Annotated in this window: 15 protein-coding genes; 9 read left to right on the forward strand and 6 right to left on the reverse strand. The window is 67.9% G+C overall.

Features of this window, described 5'->3' with window-relative positions; all coding sequences use genetic code 11:
• Positions 1-17: 17 nt before the first annotated feature.
• Positions 18-848, reverse strand: a complete 831-nt coding sequence (locus E6C70_RS00735; RefSeq protein WP_136421307.1) for an aldo/keto reductase — start codon at positions 846-848, stop codon at positions 18-20.
• 8 nt (positions 849-856) lie between these two features.
• On the reverse strand, positions 857-2065 hold the full coding sequence (locus tag E6C70_RS00740; RefSeq protein WP_136421309.1) for an MFS transporter: 1209 nt from the start codon (positions 2063-2065) through the stop codon (positions 857-859).
• Positions 2066-2141: 76 nt separating this feature from the next.
• Between E6C70_RS00740 and E6C70_RS00745 the strand changes: the two genes are divergently transcribed.
• From E6C70_RS00745 to E6C70_RS00760, 4 genes are read left to right on the forward strand one after another with little or no spacing between them, the layout of a single operon-like run.
• On the forward strand, positions 2142-3005 hold the full coding sequence (locus tag E6C70_RS00745) for a sulfurtransferase (protein WP_136421311.1): 864 nt from the start codon (positions 2142-2144) through the stop codon (positions 3003-3005).
• Between the two features lie 59 nt (positions 3006-3064).
• Entirely contained in the window at positions 3065-3964 is a 900-nt protein-coding gene (locus tag E6C70_RS00750) for an ABC transporter substrate-binding protein (protein WP_136421313.1), read from the forward strand.
• Positions 3961-4941, forward strand: coding sequence for an amino acid ABC transporter permease (locus E6C70_RS00755; protein WP_207670012.1), 981 nt, complete (start codon positions 3961-3963; stop codon positions 4939-4941). Before E6C70_RS00750 ends, E6C70_RS00755 begins: the two co-directional genes overlap by 4 nt.
• Positions 4942-4943: 2 nt before the next feature.
• Complete coding sequence (locus E6C70_RS00760) at positions 4944-5747, forward strand: amino acid ABC transporter ATP-binding protein (protein WP_407921005.1); 804 nt, start codon at positions 4944-4946, stop codon at positions 5745-5747.
• Between the two features lie 4 nt (positions 5748-5751).
• Here the strand turns inward: E6C70_RS00760 and E6C70_RS00765 are convergent, their stop codons facing one another.
• The 4 genes from E6C70_RS00765 to E6C70_RS00780 form a co-directional block, all read right to left on the reverse strand.
• Complete coding sequence (locus tag E6C70_RS00765; RefSeq protein ID WP_136421316.1) at positions 5752-6261, reverse strand: GNAT family N-acetyltransferase; 510 nt, start codon at positions 6259-6261, stop codon at positions 5752-5754.
• A 31-nt stretch (positions 6262-6292) separates the two neighbouring features.
• Positions 6293-10189 (reverse strand): ATP-dependent RNA helicase HrpA, encoded by a 3897-nt coding sequence (gene hrpA / locus E6C70_RS00770; protein WP_136421317.1) that lies wholly within the window; start codon positions 10187-10189, stop codon positions 6293-6295.
• 49 nt (positions 10190-10238) lie between these two features.
• Positions 10239-10721 (reverse strand): hypothetical protein, encoded by a 483-nt coding sequence (locus E6C70_RS00775; RefSeq protein WP_136421320.1) that lies wholly within the window; start codon positions 10719-10721, stop codon positions 10239-10241.
• Between the two features lie 75 nt (positions 10722-10796).
• A complete protein-coding gene (locus tag E6C70_RS00780; RefSeq protein WP_136421322.1) occupies positions 10797-11432 on the reverse strand; it encodes a hypothetical protein in 636 nt (211 codons plus the stop codon).
• Positions 11433-11608: 176 nt separating this feature from the next.
• Between E6C70_RS00780 and E6C70_RS00785 the strand changes: the two genes are divergently transcribed.
• The 5 genes from E6C70_RS00785 to E6C70_RS00805 all read left to right on the forward strand — a co-directional run bounded on the left by E6C70_RS00785 (position 11609) and on the right by E6C70_RS00805 (position 14716).
• A complete protein-coding gene (locus E6C70_RS00785) occupies positions 11609-12322 on the forward strand; it encodes a hypothetical protein (protein ID WP_136421323.1) in 714 nt (237 codons plus the stop codon).
• Positions 12315-12605, forward strand: coding sequence for a winged helix-turn-helix domain-containing protein (locus E6C70_RS00790; RefSeq protein ID WP_136421325.1), 291 nt, complete (start codon positions 12315-12317; stop codon positions 12603-12605). The genes E6C70_RS00785 and E6C70_RS00790 overlap by 8 nt, the downstream gene beginning before the upstream one ends.
• Before the next feature lie 2 nt (positions 12606-12607).
• The gene (locus E6C70_RS00795; protein ID WP_136421327.1) at positions 12608-13504 is read left to right on the forward strand and encodes an ABC transporter ATP-binding protein; all 897 of its coding nucleotides are present in this window, start codon (positions 12608-12610) and stop codon (positions 13502-13504) included.
• Positions 13501-14253 (forward strand): ABC transporter permease, encoded by a 753-nt coding sequence (locus tag E6C70_RS00800; protein ID WP_136421329.1) that lies wholly within the window; start codon positions 13501-13503, stop codon positions 14251-14253. Before E6C70_RS00795 ends, E6C70_RS00800 begins: the two co-directional genes overlap by 4 nt.
• Before the next feature lie 76 nt (positions 14254-14329).
• The gene (locus E6C70_RS00805) at positions 14330-14716 is read left to right on the forward strand and encodes a PPOX class F420-dependent oxidoreductase (protein ID WP_136421656.1); all 387 of its coding nucleotides are present in this window, start codon (positions 14330-14332) and stop codon (positions 14714-14716) included.
• Positions 14717-15211 lie beyond the last annotated feature (495 nt).

The following is a 15211-nucleotide window of genomic DNA, read 5'->3' on the forward strand; positions in this document are numbered from 1 at the left end:
CTCCACCAGCGAGTGGCTCAGTCGAGGTCGTCGGGGTCGCGGCCGGTGCGGAAGTCCGCGTCGAGAGCGTCGATCGCCGCGAGGTCGTCGGCATCCAGCTCGAAGTCGAACACCTGCGTGTTCGCGCGAATGCGCTCGGGCGTCACCGACTTCGGAATGGTCACGTTGCCGACCTGCAGGTGCCAGCGGATGGCGACCTGGGCCTCGTTCTTGCCGTATCGGGTGCCGATGCTTGCCAGCGTCTCATCGCCGATGGCCCGACCGCGCGCGAGCGGCGACCACGCCTCCGTGACGATGCCGTGCTCGGCGTGGAACGCGCGCAACTCCCGTTGCTGCAACCACGGGTGCAGTTCGACCTGATTGACGACCGGAACGACGCCGGTCTCGTCGATGACGCGTTCGAGGTGGTGAACGTGGAAGTTCGACACCCCGATGGAGCGGGCCCGGCCCTCCTCGCGCAGCCGGATGAGCGCGCGCCACGTCTCGACGTAGAGATCCTGATGAGGAGCCGGCCAGTGGATGAGGTACAGGTCGACCTCGTCGAGCCCGAGCCGCTCCAGGCTCGCGTCGAATGCCGCCAGGGTACGGTCGAAGCCGTGGTCGGCGTTCCAGACCTTCGTGGTGACGAACAGCTCGTCCCGGTCGATTCCGGATGCGCGGATGCCGTCGCCCACTCCGCGCTCGTTCTCGTAGAGCTTCGCGTCGTCGAGGTGCCGGTAGCCCGCCGCGATCGCGACCTCCACCACGCCCGGCGCATCCGCATCCGGAACCTTGTACAGCCCGAATCCGAGCTGCGGGATGCCGTGTCCGTCATGCAGCGGGATGCGGGTGTCGAACGAGCGTGTCATTTCCGTCCTCAGCTGAGTTGGGTCGGCACCGGTTCGGTGTCGGGGATGGGGCTCGCGTCTCGACCGCGCAGGTCGGGGTGCCAGCGGTGCCCGACCACGCCGGCGAGGAAGCCGAGGAAGGTGAAGGCGGTGGCCGCCCAGATGGCGCCCTGCGGGCCCGAGCTGTCGATGAGGAGGCCGGCGGCCGCCGATCCGAGGGCCGCGCCGATGAGCTGGCCCGTGTTGAGCCAGCCGTAGGCCTCGGCCGTGTCGCTGAACTTCACGCTCGACGACACGATGGCATACATCACGGCCAGAGCCGGTGCGATGCCGATGCCCGCTACGAAGAGGGTGGCAGCGAGCCACCAGAAGTCCATCATGGCCATCGCGGCCGCGGTGCCGACGAAGACGATGAACATGCGACGCGCCATCGCCCACGGTCCGATGGGCACGCGCCCGAACGTCAGGCCACCCGCAATGGATCCGATCGAGAAGATCGCTAGCACGATGCCCGAGTTCGGGTTGCCGTGCCCGAAGACCGCCACCACGCCGGCCTCGATGGCCGAGCATCCGCCGATCAGGAGGAAGCCGACGACGGTGGCCAGCAGCACGGGCGGCCGGCGGAGCACGACGCCGAAGGCCCGCTTGCTACGGGGGATGCGCACGCGCCCGACCTCGGGCGACGCGATGAACCAGATGCCGCCGCCGACGAGGAACGCGACGGCGAGCAGGATGCCCCACACCGTGCCGATCTGCGTCGACACGAACGTGGTGACGACCGGCCCCACCACCCAGATGATCTCCTGCGCCGTCGCGTCGAGTGAGAACAGCGGCGTGAGCTGGTTGCCCGGCACGATCTTGGGGTAGATGGTGCGCACGGCGGACTGCACCGGGGGCATCGAGATGCCGGCGACCGTGCCGACGACGACGTACCACGGGAGGGTCAGGGGGAGCACGGCGATGGCGGTCACCGAGATGGCGCACACGATCATGGTCGTCGTGAGCACGCGGCGCATGCCCCAGACACCCATGAAGCGGCTCGTCATGGGGCCGGCGACGGCCTGGCCGATGCTCGTGGCGGCGAGGACGAGTCCGGCCGCGGCGTAGGACCCGGTCTGGTGTTCGATGTGCAGCAGGAACGCCAGCGAGATCATGCCGAAGGGGAACCGTGCGGTCAGCTGGGCGGCGATGATGCGGCCGACACCCGGTCGTTTCAGGAGTTGCGTGTAGCTGCCCACGATCCTTCAGACTATCCGGGTTGGAGCAGGCGCCGTCAGGGATTAGGTTTGACCCCGTCCCAGCGAGAGGTCACCCATGCCGGAGCAGCTCATCAGCGTCGAAGAGCTCGCCGCGGCCGCAGCGAGCGGCCGTCGCGTGCACGTCCTCGACGTCCGCTGGCAGCTCGGTCGGGACGACGGCCGCGAGCTGTACCTCGCGGGTCACCTACCCGGAGCCGTCTTCGTCGACCTGCCCCGTGAGCTCGCGGCGGAGGCGAGCGCGAGCGAAGGTCGGCATCCGCTGCCCGCCATCGAGGCCCTGCAGGCCGCCGCGCGACGCTGGGGTCTGAACGACGGCGACGGCGTCGTCGTCTACGACGGGAACGGCGGTCAGTCGGCCGCGCGGGCGTGGTGGTTGCTGCGACACGCGGGCATGACGGATGTGCGGCTCCTCGACGGCGGAATCGACGCGTGGCGCCGTGCGGGTCTCGGTGAGCAGACGGATGACGTCGACGCCCGTCCCGGAACAGTCACCCTCGCCTACGGTCACCTCCCCGTCCTGAACGCCGATGCCGCAGCTCGCCTCCCCGAGGACGGCGGAGTGCTGCTGGACGCTCGAGCGGTCGAACGCTATCGCGGCGAGGTCGAACCCGTCGACCCGCGCGCCGGTCATATCCCGGGTGCCCTGAGTGCCCCGAGCAGCGGCAACCTCGACGAGTCCGGAGACCTCAGGAGCGCCGACGCCTTGCGCGAGCACTTCGAACGCCTCGGCGTGAGCGCGGATGCGCCCGTCGGCGTGTACTGCGGATCGGGCGTCACAGCGGCCCATGACGTGCTCGCGCTCGCCGTTGCGGGGTACGACGCCGCGCTCTACCCGGGTTCGTGGTCGCAGTGGTCGAACGACCCGTCACGCCCGGTCGCGACCGGCGGAGCCGACGAGACGCCGCCGAAACAATCCTGACGCAGACTGTTAGAGCCAGGCCGGTCATCCGATCGGCGCCCATGAAAGAGGAAAAACCCATGCGCATCCGTTCCGCCCTCCCCGTCGCCCTCGCGACGGCAGCAGCTGCAGCACTGCTGCTCAGTGGCTGCGTCAACAACAGCACCCCGTCGACCGGCTCCTCCACCGGGGCCAGCGACGTGAAGAAGGACGACGCGGCCGCCGCACTGCTTCCCGATTCGGTCACCAAGGCCGGCAAGCTCGTGATCGGCACCGACCCGACCTACGCGCCCAACGAGTATAAGGACGACGCCGGCAACCCGATCGGCTGGGAGATCGACCTCGCGAACGCGATGGCTGCCAAGCTCGGCGTCAAGGCCGAGTACCAGGTCTCCAAGTTCGACAACATTATTCCCTCGGTCACGGGAAGCAAGGCGGACCTCGGCCTGTCGTCCTTCACCGACACGACCGAGCGCGAGAAGCAGGTCGACTTCGTCAACTACTACAGCGCGGGAATCCAGTGGGCGTCAGCCAAGGGCAAGGACGTCGACCCCGACAACGCCTGCGGTCTCAAGGTGGCCGTGCAGGCGACCACGTACGAAGACACCGATGAGGTGCCGGCCAAGTCGAAGGACTGCACGGATGCGGGCAAGCCCGAGATCCAGAAGCTGCAGTTCGACACCCAGGATGCCGCGACCAACGCCGTCGCACTCGGCCAGGCCGACGCCATGTCGGCCGACTCGCCCGTCACCCTCTATGCCATCGCGCAGACCGGAGACAAACTGCAGCTCGCCGGCAAGACGTTCGATGACGCGCCCTACGGCATCGTCGTGAAGAAGGACTCGAAGCTCGTGCAGGCGGTGCAGAAGGCGCTGCAGTCGATGGTCGCCGACGGCACCTACAAGAAGGTCCTCGACAAGTGGGGCGTTGCCGACGGCGGCGTGAGCACCATCGACGTCAACCTGGCCTCGAAGGGCTGAGTTCCGTGAGCACCGCTGCAGGGTCGGCTCCGGAATCGGAGCCGATCCGGGCCATCAAGCTGAAGCACCCCTGGCGCATCGTGTTCGCCGTGGTGATCCTCGTGATCGCCGCGGTCTTCCTGATCGACGCGGCCAGGCGCCCCGCCTACGACTGGGCGTCGGTGGCGAAGTACTTGTTCGACCGCCGCGTGTCCGCCGCTGCCCTGGTGACCCTCGAGCTGACGGTGCTCGCCATGATCATCGCGATCGTCCTCGGGGTGCTGCTCGCCGTCATGCGACTCTCGCCGAACCCGGTGCTCAAGGCTGTCGCGTGGTTCTACGTCTGGCTGTTCCGCGGAACACCCGTGTACGTGCAGCTGGTGTTCTGGGGCCTCATCGCCACGATCTACCAGACCATCGACATCGGCATCCCGTTCACCTCGGTGCAGTGGGCGTCGTTCGCGACGCAGGCCGTGGTCAACGCGTTCTGGCTCTCGGTGATCGGCCTGGGACTGAACGAGGCCGCGTACATGAGCGAGATCGTGCGCGCCGGGCTGGTGTCGGTGGACACCGGGCAGAACGAGGCGGCGACGGCGCTCGGCATGAGCTGGGGTCAGACGATGACCCGCGTCATCCTTCCTCAGGCGATGCGGGTCATCATCCCACCCACCGGCAACGAGGTGATCTCGATGCTGAAGACCACGTCGCTGGTCACCGCCGTACCGTTCAGCTTCGACCTCTACAACCGCACGCGGGACATCTCGGCTGAGACCTTCAATCCGATTCCGATGCTCATCGTCGCGTCGATCTGGTACCTGTTCTTCACGTCGATCCTCATGGTGGGGCAGTACTTCCTCGAGAAGCGCTTCGCCCGCGGGATCGGCGATCGCCGTGACGGGAAGGGCGGCGATGGTGGCCCGACGGGCACGCTCCAGATCGTCGGAGCCAACCAGCCGTCCGTGGTGATGCCGCAGGCGCACGAAGCCGGGAGGCGTTGACCATGACCGACACGAGTATCGCTCCGGCCCCATCCGCGGCCGCCATCACCCCCATGGTGGAGGCCGTCGGCGTCTCGAAGAGCTTCGGCTCCAACGAGGTGCTGAAATCCATCTCGCTGACGGTGCGCCCGGGCGAGGTGCTCTGCCTCGTCGGCCCCTCTGGGTCGGGCAAGTCGACGTTCCTCAGGCTCATCAACCACCTGGAGACGCTCTCGTCGGGTCGGCTCAGCGTCGACGGATCTCTCGTCGGCTACCGTCAGGTCGGCGAGAAGCTCTACGAGCTGCACCCGAAGGATGCCGCACGGCAGCGCCGGGAGATCGGGATGGTGTTCCAGCGGTTCAACCTGTTCCCGCACATGACCGCTCTCGAGAACGTCATGGAGGCGCCGCAGCGGGTCAAGCGACAGCCGAAGGCGCAGGTCGAGCAGCGCGCGCGGGACCTGCTCGCTCGCGTGGGGCTGGCCGATCGTGCCGACTACTACCCGGCGCACCTCTCGGGTGGGCAGCAGCAGCGAGTGGCGATCGCCCGGGCGCTCGCGATGGAGCCCAAGCTCATGCTGTTCGACGAGCCGACATCCGCCCTCGATCCCGAACTCGTCGGCGAGGTGCTCGACGTCATGAAGGAGCTCGCGAGCTCGGGCATGACGATGATCGTCGTCACGCACGAGATGGGGTTCGCTCGGGAGGTGGCCGACACGCTCGTCTTCATGGACGGGGGAGTGGTGGTCGAGTCAGGGCAGCCGCGCGAGGTGCTCGCGAACCCGCAGCACGACCGCACCCGGGCGTTCCTGTCGAAGGTGCTGTAGCCACTCAACCAGCGGGAGCGGGCAGCGTCTTCTCGAACGGGAGGTAGCCCACCTTCTGCCAGTCTCCCTCGACGTCGAACTCAGGCGTGTAGCCGAGGGCGAGGTAGAGCGCGACGGCCTCGGGCTGCTTCGAGCCGGTCGTGAGCACTATCCGGCGGATGCCGCGTCGAGTCGCCTCCGCCTCGAGCTCGGTCATCACGCGTCGGGCGAGCCCCTGGCGCCGGTGCGCGGACGAGGTCCAGACGCGCTTGACCTCGACCGACGCGTCATCCGCTCGCATGAAGGCACCGCCGGCGACGGGAGTGCCATCCGCGTCGCCGCCGTCGGCCAGGAGCAGGAGGAACTCGCCGCCGTTGGCGGGATCGAATCGCTCGGCCGGATAGCGGGAGAGCTCCACCGACGGAGGATGATCGCCCCCACCCCCGTACCGCTCGTCGTACTCGCGGGAGAGCTCCTCGACGAGCGGCCGCGCGAGCGGGTCGTCGTGTCGGGATCGGACCACCTTCACCTGCATCCGTCCATTCTCTCCCGGCCGGGACACCCGATCAGCGCGAGGCGAGCACCTTCACGATGCGCTGCGGCGAGACCGTCTCGGCCGTCCCGAGCTCCTGGGCGAACAGGCTGATGCGCAACTCCTCCAGCATCCAGCGGGCCTTGACCAGACCGGCGTCGGCGTGGACGGAGATCGGGATGGTCCCGCCGGCTTCCGCATAGCGCGTTGCGACGCCCTCCACCTCGCTCATCCAGACCCGGTCGCGTCCGGGATTCTCGGCGAGCTTGGCGAGCCGAGCTGTGATGCCCGCGAGATACCGGGGCAGATGCCGGAGCCGCGCGAGACCGGTGCTGGAGACGAAACCGTCGAAGACGAGCCCGCTGAGCTGCTCACGGATGTCGGCCAGAGCGCTGATCGTCTGCATGTTCGTGGCCGCCTTGATGCCGCGCTCGGCGTTTCGCGCGGCAGTGAGCGTTCGCGAGACCAGGCCGACGGTCTCGAACATCGTGTCCATCACCACGGCAGAGACGCGGTCGCGGGTCGACTCGAACTCGCTCCGGGTGAACAGCAGGCCGTCGGATGCGACGCGGACGAGCACGTCGTCGATGCACGCGAGAAGGCAGTCGGAGAACAGCGCGGTCGTCGAACGATACGGGCTGGCGGCGAGCGCGAGCTTCTCCGCGTTGGTGAGGTGGCTCTGCACGTAGCTCGACGGCGATGGCACCGCGAGCGCGAGGAGTCGACGGATGCCGCCGGGCATCGCCGCAGCCTGGTCCGCTGCGGTGGTCAGCAGCCGCAGGTCGACCGACTGGCCGTTGTCGATCAAGGCAGGGTAGGCGCGGATGGCGTTTCCGCCCACGCGAGTGTCGACGTGGCGCGGGATCTCGTCGAGTGGCCACGTCGTGAGCCCGGCGGCCTCGGCGAAGGACGTCGACGGGAGCCGTGCGCCGGTGAGGGCATCCCGAGCAGCTGCCACCCGGTTCGCGCCCGATGTCCGGGGCGGCCGCTCGGTGAAGGTGCGCGCGACGGCATCCCGGGCCCGGTCGGCCAGCTGTGCCTGCAGTCCGCGCAGGTCCTTTCCGGCCGCCAGTTCGCGGCCGCGCTCGTCGACCACGCTGAACCGCGCGCGCAGGTGCGGAGGGATGCGGTCGAGGTCGACGTCGGCCGCGGTGGCCGGCGCGTGGCTCAGGCGTTGGATGGCGCCGCTGACGACGGCGGCGAACGGCTCGTCGGTCGGGGTGTCGGGCAGTTCGGCCGCGATCTTCTCCGCCCAGTCGTTTGCGGGTACGACGTGACGGCGGATGGACTTCGGGAGCGCCTTGATCATGGCGGCGATGAGCTCGGTGCGGAGCCCTGGCACCTGCCAGTCGAATCCGTTCGGGCTCACCCGCGCGAGCAAAGCCAGAGGAATCACGGCGGTGACGCCATCGTCCGCAGCTCCCGGCTCGAATCGATAGCGCAGCGTGAAGCGCTGGTCGGCCTGCTGCCAGCTCGGCGGATAGGACGCCTCGTCGACGTCCGCCGCCTCCTCCGGCGCCAGCGCCTCGGGCGTCATCGTGAGCAGGTCGGGCGTCGTCCTGCGCGTCTCGCGCCACCAACCCTCGAACGAGCGCGTGGAGAACACGTCGCTCGGAACCCGGCGATCGTAGAACGCGAACACGGCCTCATCATCGAACAGGATGTCGCGACGTCGGGTGCGCTCCTCGAGTTGCTCGAGCTCCCGCCGCAGTCGGCGGTTTGCGCGATCGAAGGACTGCTGCGCGTCCCATTCGCCCTGCACCAGGGCGTGACGGATGAAGAGCTCGCGCGCATACGCCGGGTCGACGCGCGAGAACTGGATGCGCCGCCGCGGGATGATCGGGACCCCGTAGAGCGTGACCTTCTCGTAGGCCACGACCGCGCCCTGCGACTTCTCCCAGTGCGGCTCGCTGACGCTGCGCTTGAGCAGGTCACCCGCCAGCGGCTCGGCCCACGCGGGGTCGATGGCGGCGTTCATGCGCGCGAAGAGTCGGCTGGTCTCAACCAGCTCACCGCTCATCACCGCATCCGGCTGCTTCTTGGCCAGCGTCGAACCCGGGAAGATCGCGAACCGCGCCTGACGCGCCCCCGCATACTCGATGCGCGGCCGGCCGCCCTGCCGCGCGTCCTTCGCCGGCTTCTCGTCTTTCAGACCGATATGCGAGAGCAGCCCGGCCAGGAGCGCCTTGTGGATGCCGTCCGCGTTCGGCTCACTCTGCTCGGTCGACACCGCCAACCCGAGTGGCTTGGCGAGCTGGCGCAGTTGGCGATAGACGTCCTGCCATTCACGCACCCGGAGGTAGTTGAGGAACTCTGCCTTGCACAGTCGTCGGAAGGCGCTCGACGACAGCTCCCGCTGCTGCCTCTCGATGTGGTTCCAGAGGTTCAGCAGGGTGAGGAAATCGCTCGTCGGGTCGGCGAAGCGGGCATGCTTCTCGTCGGCCTGGGCACGACGCTCGAGCGGCCGCTCCCGAGGATCCTGGATGGTGATGCCCGCCACGATCGCGAGCACCTCGCGGCTCACGCTGTGGCGCTTCGACTCGATGACCATGCGCCCGAACCGAGGGTCGATGGGCAGGCGGGCGAGGTCGCGTCCGGTGCGGGTGAGCCGCAGATCCGTTCCCCGCCCCTTCTCGAGCGCGCCCAGCTCCGCGAGCAGGTCGAGGCCGTCCTTGATGCCGCGCGAGTCGGGCGGGGTGAGGAACGGGAAGTCCTCGATGGAGCCGAGGCCGAGCGAGATCATCTGAAGGATGACGGCGGCGAGGTTGGTGCGCAGCACCTCGGGTTCCGTGAACTCGGGGCGCTTCGCGAAGTCGTCCTCGGAGTAGAGGCGGATGGCGATGCCGTCGCTGGTGCGGCCCGAGCGGCCCGAGCGCTGGTTGGCGCTGGCCTGCGAGATCGCTTCGATGGGCAGTCGTTGCACTTTGGAGCGCACGCTGTAGCGGCTGATGCGGGCCGTTCCGGCATCGACGACGTATCGGATGCCGGGCACCGTGAGACTCGTCTCGGCCACGTTGGTCGCCAGCACGATGCGTCGACGCACCCCAGCGATCTTGGACGGCTCGAACACGCGATGCTGGTCGGCGGATGACAACCGCCCGTAGAGCGGAAGCACCTCGGTCGTCGACGCCCCGCCGGCGTAGTGGCCCCGCACGGCCTCCTCGGCATCCCGGATCTCGTTCTCACCCGAGAGGAACACCAGCACGTCGCCGCTGGATTCGCGGTTCAGCTCGTCGAGCGCGTCGATGATGCCCTGCAGGTAGTCGCGGTCCTCGGTAGCCGCTCCCTCGTCGTCCTCCTCGTCGCCCTCGTCTTCAGCGACGAGCGGCCGATAGCGGATCTCGACGGGGTAGGTGCGCCCCGACACCTCGATGATGGGAGCCGGCTTGCCGTCGGCATCCGCGAAGTGCTTGGCGAAGCTCTCGGGATCGATCGTCGCGCTCGTGACGATGACCTTGAGGTCGGGTCGCCGCGGCAGCAGGCGCTTGAGGTAGCCGATGAGGAAGTCGATGTTGAGGCTGCGCTCGTGCGCCTCGTCGATGATGATGGTGTCGTACGTGCTCAACAGCCGGTCGTGGTGCATCTCGTTGAGCAGGATTCCGTCGGTCATGAGCTTGATGCGGGTGTCGGCTGACGCGCGATCGGTGAAGCGCACCTGGTAGCCGACCACGCCACCCAGTTCGGTGCCGAGTTCCTCGGCGATGCGCTCTGCGATGGTGCGAGCGGCGAGGCGGCGGGGTTGGGTATGCCCGATGTGCTCACGGCCGAGCTCGAGGCAGATCTTGGGCAACTGAGTCGTCTTGCCCGAGCCGGTGGCGCCCGCGACGATGACAACCTGGTTGTCGCGGATGGCCTCCGCGATCTCGTCCCGCATGCGGCTGACGGGCAGCTCCTGTGGGTAGGAGATGTCGGCGAGGACGGGCTCTGGCATGGCGTTCCAATGGTATCCGGGCAAGTACTGCCCTATCGCGTCGTGACCCTCAGAAGAATGCGGCGCAGGAGAGCTTCGTGAACCCGTCGTAATCCGTGACGTCGTCGTCCGTGCCGTCGCTATTCATGGCCGCGTACAGCAACTGACCCGCACGCAACGCCGCGACCCTTTCTCCAGACACCCACGAGACGAGGGTGGCGTCAGCCTCGCCTGGCGTGGACGCGGCGAAACCTGCTGCGGACTGGTCGCCGATGAGATGCGCCACGTCCGCACGCGTTCCAAGAGGCACCATCGACGTCGCGCCTGCGGAGTTCGGCAGCGACCAACTTCCTATCGTCTCCGCTGTCTCGGTCGATCGAGTCGCCGTGAACGTCGTGACCGCCGATCGGCACGCATGGACGACACCGTAGAGTTCGTTGGAGTCGTCGAGATAGAGACCGGCGTAACCGGTCGCGGACGGAGTGCATCCCGCCAACGCGAGGGTGAACGCACTCAGGGTGCCGATCATCGCGGCGCGTGCGATCATCCTCATGCTGCTGAAGGTACGTGAGGGGGGACGGCTTCAGGGGCTCACGCGACAACGATTCGGATACGGCCCGATCCAATCTCACTCGCGAGCCTCCAGCTGCGCGTGGGCATTCCGGTGCCATGCCGACAGGTCCGTCTGCGCCTTGGCGACGGCTCGCCGGCCGCGATAGAACGCTCGCGCTGGGCCGGCTCCCAACAGCAGCAGCGGGACGAGGACGAGTCGACCGTCGACGTCGACTTCGAGGATCAAGGCGGGGCGGCGTAGCCGATCTTTGACCGCGAGCCCGGCGGTCGCCGATCGAGTCCCGGGCCACGGCACCACAGCGACACGGAATGGCTCACCGTCGCCTCCGTAAATCGAGAGTCCATCCTTCTGGAGAACCAGGGAATAAGTCCATCCGATACGTTGCCAACCGGTGCAGGCGCTGTCGAGGTCGGAGTTCGGGGAAAGGACCTCAAACGCCTCAGTCAGGCCGTCAACGATGGAGATGGTCCTCCAGACCGTCAGTGAGCCAGCCTTCATCCGGCGTTCTCGCCGACGAGTGCGCGCCATCACGGCGTACAGCAACGGTGCGCCGAGCAGGACGATGCTGACGGCGATCGTGGCACACAGTAACGCGTCGCCGAGTGGAGTTGAAGTCGAAGCGGAATCAGTGACGAGCCACAGCCAGCAAGCCAGTACGCCCCGGCGAGCAGCCCGATCGCGATGGTCCACAAGTTCGACGGCTTTACTCGGAGAGCGGGGAAGTCCGCTCCGCTGTAGGTCACGGGTCACAGTATGGCGTGAACCAGCTCGCGCGCGCGGGTTCGGATCGCTGGGCGTCAGCAGATTACTTGAATATGCAGAGTACTTTGTGCTACAAAGTACCTGCGAGAAGAGCGAGGCGCATTATGACGACCAACGACGACGACAGCAGCGACGCCCTCACGCCGGCTCAGATGCTTGGGCTGCTGCAGGATCAGCAGCGGAGCGTCCAAGGTCAGTTGGGCGGGTTCGTTCCGGTCATCATGCTCACGTGGGGCATCGCCTGGCTCCTGGGGTTCGGGGCCCTCTGGCTCATCGACGGGGCGCGGCCCGGCTTCGCGCTTCCGCTCGGCGCCGCCATCGCCGTCTTCTGCGTTCTGCTCGCCGTGGCGATCGCCGTCTCGACGGTGCTCGGCATCCGTTCGAGTCACGGCATCCGCTCGACGAGGGCTGCAGTCTTCACCGGTGCGGTCTACGGGTGCACCTGGTGGGTCGGATGCCTCGGCATCGCCGCGCTCGGAGGCGGGCTCGTCTCGGCCGGCATGTCGCCCGCTGTCGCCAACCTGTTCTACCCGAGCGCATACGTCATGTTCAGCGGCGTCATGTTCATCGTCGCTGGCGCCATCTGGCAGGCCGTGCCCTCGGTCGTCCTCGGCGGCTGGACGGTGCTCATCGCCGCGGTCGCCCCGTACTTCGGCTACCCGACTCACTACCTCTTCCTCGCGATCGCCGGGGGAGTGGGCTTCCTCGCACTCGGTGCCGCCTCCCTCGTGCGCCTGCGTTCGCTGCGCTCGCGCGTCGTGCAGGCAGGAGCCTCGGGCGCATCGGCGGGGGCATCGGGAGCGCCGAGCCGTGGCTGAGCTCGATCCCGTCATCCATGCCCAGGCGCGCCTGCGCATCATGGCGGCACTGGCCACGCGCGAGGTCGGGGAATCCGTCGCCTTTCCGCGGTTGCAGGAGCTGCTCGCCATGACGGCCGGCAACCTCTCGACGCACCTGCGCAAGCTCGAGGATGCCGACTACGTCGAGGTGGAGAAGACCTTCTCAGGTCGCACGCCCGTCACCTACCTCTCGCTCACCCGCACGGGGAGACGGGCGTTCGAGGACTACATGGACTCCCTCCGATCCCTCCTGGGGCAATGATCATGACTCTTGCATCCCTTCTCGACGTCACCCGCCGGTTCGGCGAGGCCCCGGCACTCGACCACGTCACGCTCGACATCGAGCCGGGCACCTTGGTCGGACTGCTCGGGCCGAACGGCGCCGGCAAGTCCACCCTGCTGAGCCTGGTGGCGGGGCTCCGGCGGCCGACGAGCGGTACGGTCACGCTCTTCGGCGGAGACCCGCGCGACCACCGCAATCGTCGTGCGCTCGGCGTCACTCCCCAAGAGTCTGCGCTGCCGCCGACGCTCCGGGTCGGCGAGGTCATCGACTACGTCGGCGCGCATTTCGACCAGCGGATGCCCACAGCCGAGCTTGCGGCCGAGTTCGGCCTGGGTGACCTGTTGCGCAAGCAGACGGGCGCGCTCTCGGGCGGCCAACGCCGCCGATTGAGTGTGGCGCTGGCGTTCGTCAGACGGCCGCGGCTCGTGCTGCTCGACGAGCCGACCACGGGCCTCGACGTCGACGGTCGCCGCGCGCTGTGGGACGCCGTGCGACGCCAGCACGAGGCCGGTGCGACCCTCGTGCTCACGAGCCATCACCTCGAGGAGATCGAGGCCCTGGCCGAACGCGTGATCGTCCTCGCTTCCGGACGCATCATCGCCGACGACACCCTCGAGTCGGTCGTCGGACGCGTCGGGGTCAGCCAGGTGCGGCTGCGGTCCGCCGAATCCGATCGGATCGCGTCGCTCCCGGGCGTCACCCACGCCGAACGCAACGACGACGGCAGCGTCACCTTCTCGGCTCGCGACGCCGACGAGCTCGTGGTCGCGCTTGTGCACGCCGGCGTCCCCTTCACGGATCTCGCCATCCGCGGCGCCACCCTCGAAGAGGCGTTCCTCAGCCTCACCGACGGCCCGATTCTGGAGCGTGCATCATGAGCACCGTCGGCCTCACCGTCACCCACGCGAAGTACAACCTCATCGAGACCGCGCGCATCCCGATCGCCCTGATCTCCTCCCTCGCCTTCCCGGCTCTCGCCCTGCTGTTCTTCGTCGTGCCGCAGAGCATCGTCGCGAGCAACGCGCTTTACGCCACGCAGGCCGTCGTGTCGTTGAGCGTGTTCGCCGTGATGTCGAACTCCCTCTTCGGGTTCGGGCTGACCGTCGCCGAGAATCGCGAGAAGCCGTGGGACCCCTACCTCCGCACCCTTCCCGCCCCCGGCGTCGCCCGTGTGCTGGGGCAGGTGTTCTCCACCGGCGCCCTCGGCATCGCCGCGATCCTGCCCGTCATCGTGCTCGGCGCCCTCTTCACTGCGGCGAGTGCGTCACTGCTGCACGTGCTCGCGGGCCTTCTCGCGCTCATCATCGGTTCGCTGCCGTTCATGTTCATCGGCCTGTGCATCGGCTACTCGATGCCCTCGAAGGCGGCGATCGCCGTGGTGCAGGTCGTCATGTTCGCGCTCGCGTTCATCGGCGGGCTATTCCTCCCGCCGCTCCTGTTCGCGCCGTGGCTCGACGCCATCTCGCGTTTCACACCCTCGCGACAGGCCCGGGAGCTCGTGATCTGGGCCGTGCAGGGCGGAACGCTCGAGCCGTGGGTGTGGATCGGCGTGCTCGCCTGGACGCTCCTCACCTTCGCCCTGGCCCTCCTGCTGTTCCGCCGTGACGAGGGGGTCCGGTTCCGCTGAGGAACGGATGTGCACCCGGGAGCGTGCAGACTGTCAGAGGCCCTCACGATTTCCGACCGAAGGACACGCCTTGGCAATGACCCCCGCCCTCCTCGACTTGCTGCGCAAGCCCAGCGCCTGCTTCCTCTCGACGATCATGCGTGACGGATCTCCGCAGGTCACCGAGACATGGGTCGACACGGATGGCGAGCGCGTCATCATCAACACCGTCACCACGCATCTCAAGGTGCGCAACATCGAGCGGGATCCCCGCGTCGCGCTGGCCATCCAGGACCCTGACAACACGTTCCGTTACATCCAGGTGCGCGGTCGAGTCATCGGGATGACGACGGAGGGCGGCACCGAAGGCATCGAAGCGCTGTCGCAGAAATACACCGGCCGGCCCTACACCTGGTACGGCGGCCGCGACCAGCAGCGCCTCATCCTCACGATCGACCCCGAGCACGTCAGCGGCCAGGGCTGATCCTGACGTCGACCCGCTGGCGCGAGTCGCACCAAGGCGTGCCCCCGAGCACCACAGGATTTGGGGGTCAGAAAACACCTACAACTCCTGATGCAAGCGCAAAACTCGCCGCCGTCGGCGTCTCGCGGCATGGGCGAGGGTGACGACCCAAGAAGGTACGAATCCCGCTATAAGTAGCAGTAGGCCTGGCCAGAAGTGCCCGAAGTCGGAGTTGAATGCCATGGCGCCGCCCATGACCCCGATGAAGCCGGCAAGGCGGAGAATCGTGGCTGGCCACAGCAGCGCCGGCGGCAGTTCCCAGCTCCAGACGAGCCGACCGTCCGGAATGGCTGACGAAAGCATGATCATCGACGCGGCAAGTGACGTAGCGCCGGCGGCGACCACTCCGACCCACACCCAGATCACGTCAGCGCTCCCGCTTCCTGGCTACTCGACCGTTAGGCATATGCCGTTGCTCTGCCCCACAGACGAGCCTGTTCAGGTCACCATTGGGTT

Origin of the sequence: Orlajensenia flava, from assembly GCF_004801905.1 — a bacterium.
Taxonomy (GTDB): Bacteria; Actinomycetota; Actinomycetes; order Actinomycetales; family Microbacteriaceae; genus Orlajensenia; species Orlajensenia flava.

Coding starts and splice junctions, on each gene's coding strand:
- E6C70_RS00745 (WP_136421311.1), top strand. CDS start 2,142: ATGCCGGAGCAGCTCATCAGCGTCGAAGAGCTCGCCGCGGCCGCAGCG.
- E6C70_RS00805 (WP_136421656.1), top strand. CDS start 14,330: ATGACCCCCGCCCTCCTCGACTTGCTGCGCAAGCCCAGCGCCTGCTTC.
- hrpA (WP_136421317.1), bottom strand. CDS start 10,189: ATGCCAGAGCCCGTCCTCGCCGACATCTCCTACCCACAGGAGCTGCCC.
- E6C70_RS00760 (WP_407921005.1), top strand. CDS start 4,944: ATGACCGACACGAGTATCGCTCCGGCCCCATCCGCGGCCGCCATCACC.
- E6C70_RS00800 (WP_136421329.1), top strand. CDS start 13,501: ATGAGCACCGTCGGCCTCACCGTCACCCACGCGAAGTACAACCTCATC.
- E6C70_RS00765 (WP_136421316.1), bottom strand. CDS start 6,261: ATGCAGGTGAAGGTGGTCCGATCCCGACACGACGACCCGCTCGCGCGG.
- E6C70_RS00795 (WP_136421327.1), top strand. CDS start 12,608: ATGACTCTTGCATCCCTTCTCGACGTCACCCGCCGGTTCGGCGAGGCC.
- E6C70_RS00735 (WP_136421307.1), bottom strand. CDS start 848: ATGACACGCTCGTTCGACACCCGCATCCCGCTGCATGACGGACACGGC.
- E6C70_RS00750 (WP_136421313.1), top strand. CDS start 3,065: ATGCGCATCCGTTCCGCCCTCCCCGTCGCCCTCGCGACGGCAGCAGCT.
- E6C70_RS00785 (WP_136421323.1), top strand. CDS start 11,609: ATGACGACCAACGACGACGACAGCAGCGACGCCCTCACGCCGGCTCAG.
- E6C70_RS00775 (WP_136421320.1), bottom strand. CDS start 10,721: ATGAGGATGATCGCACGCGCCGCGATGATCGGCACCCTGAGTGCGTTC.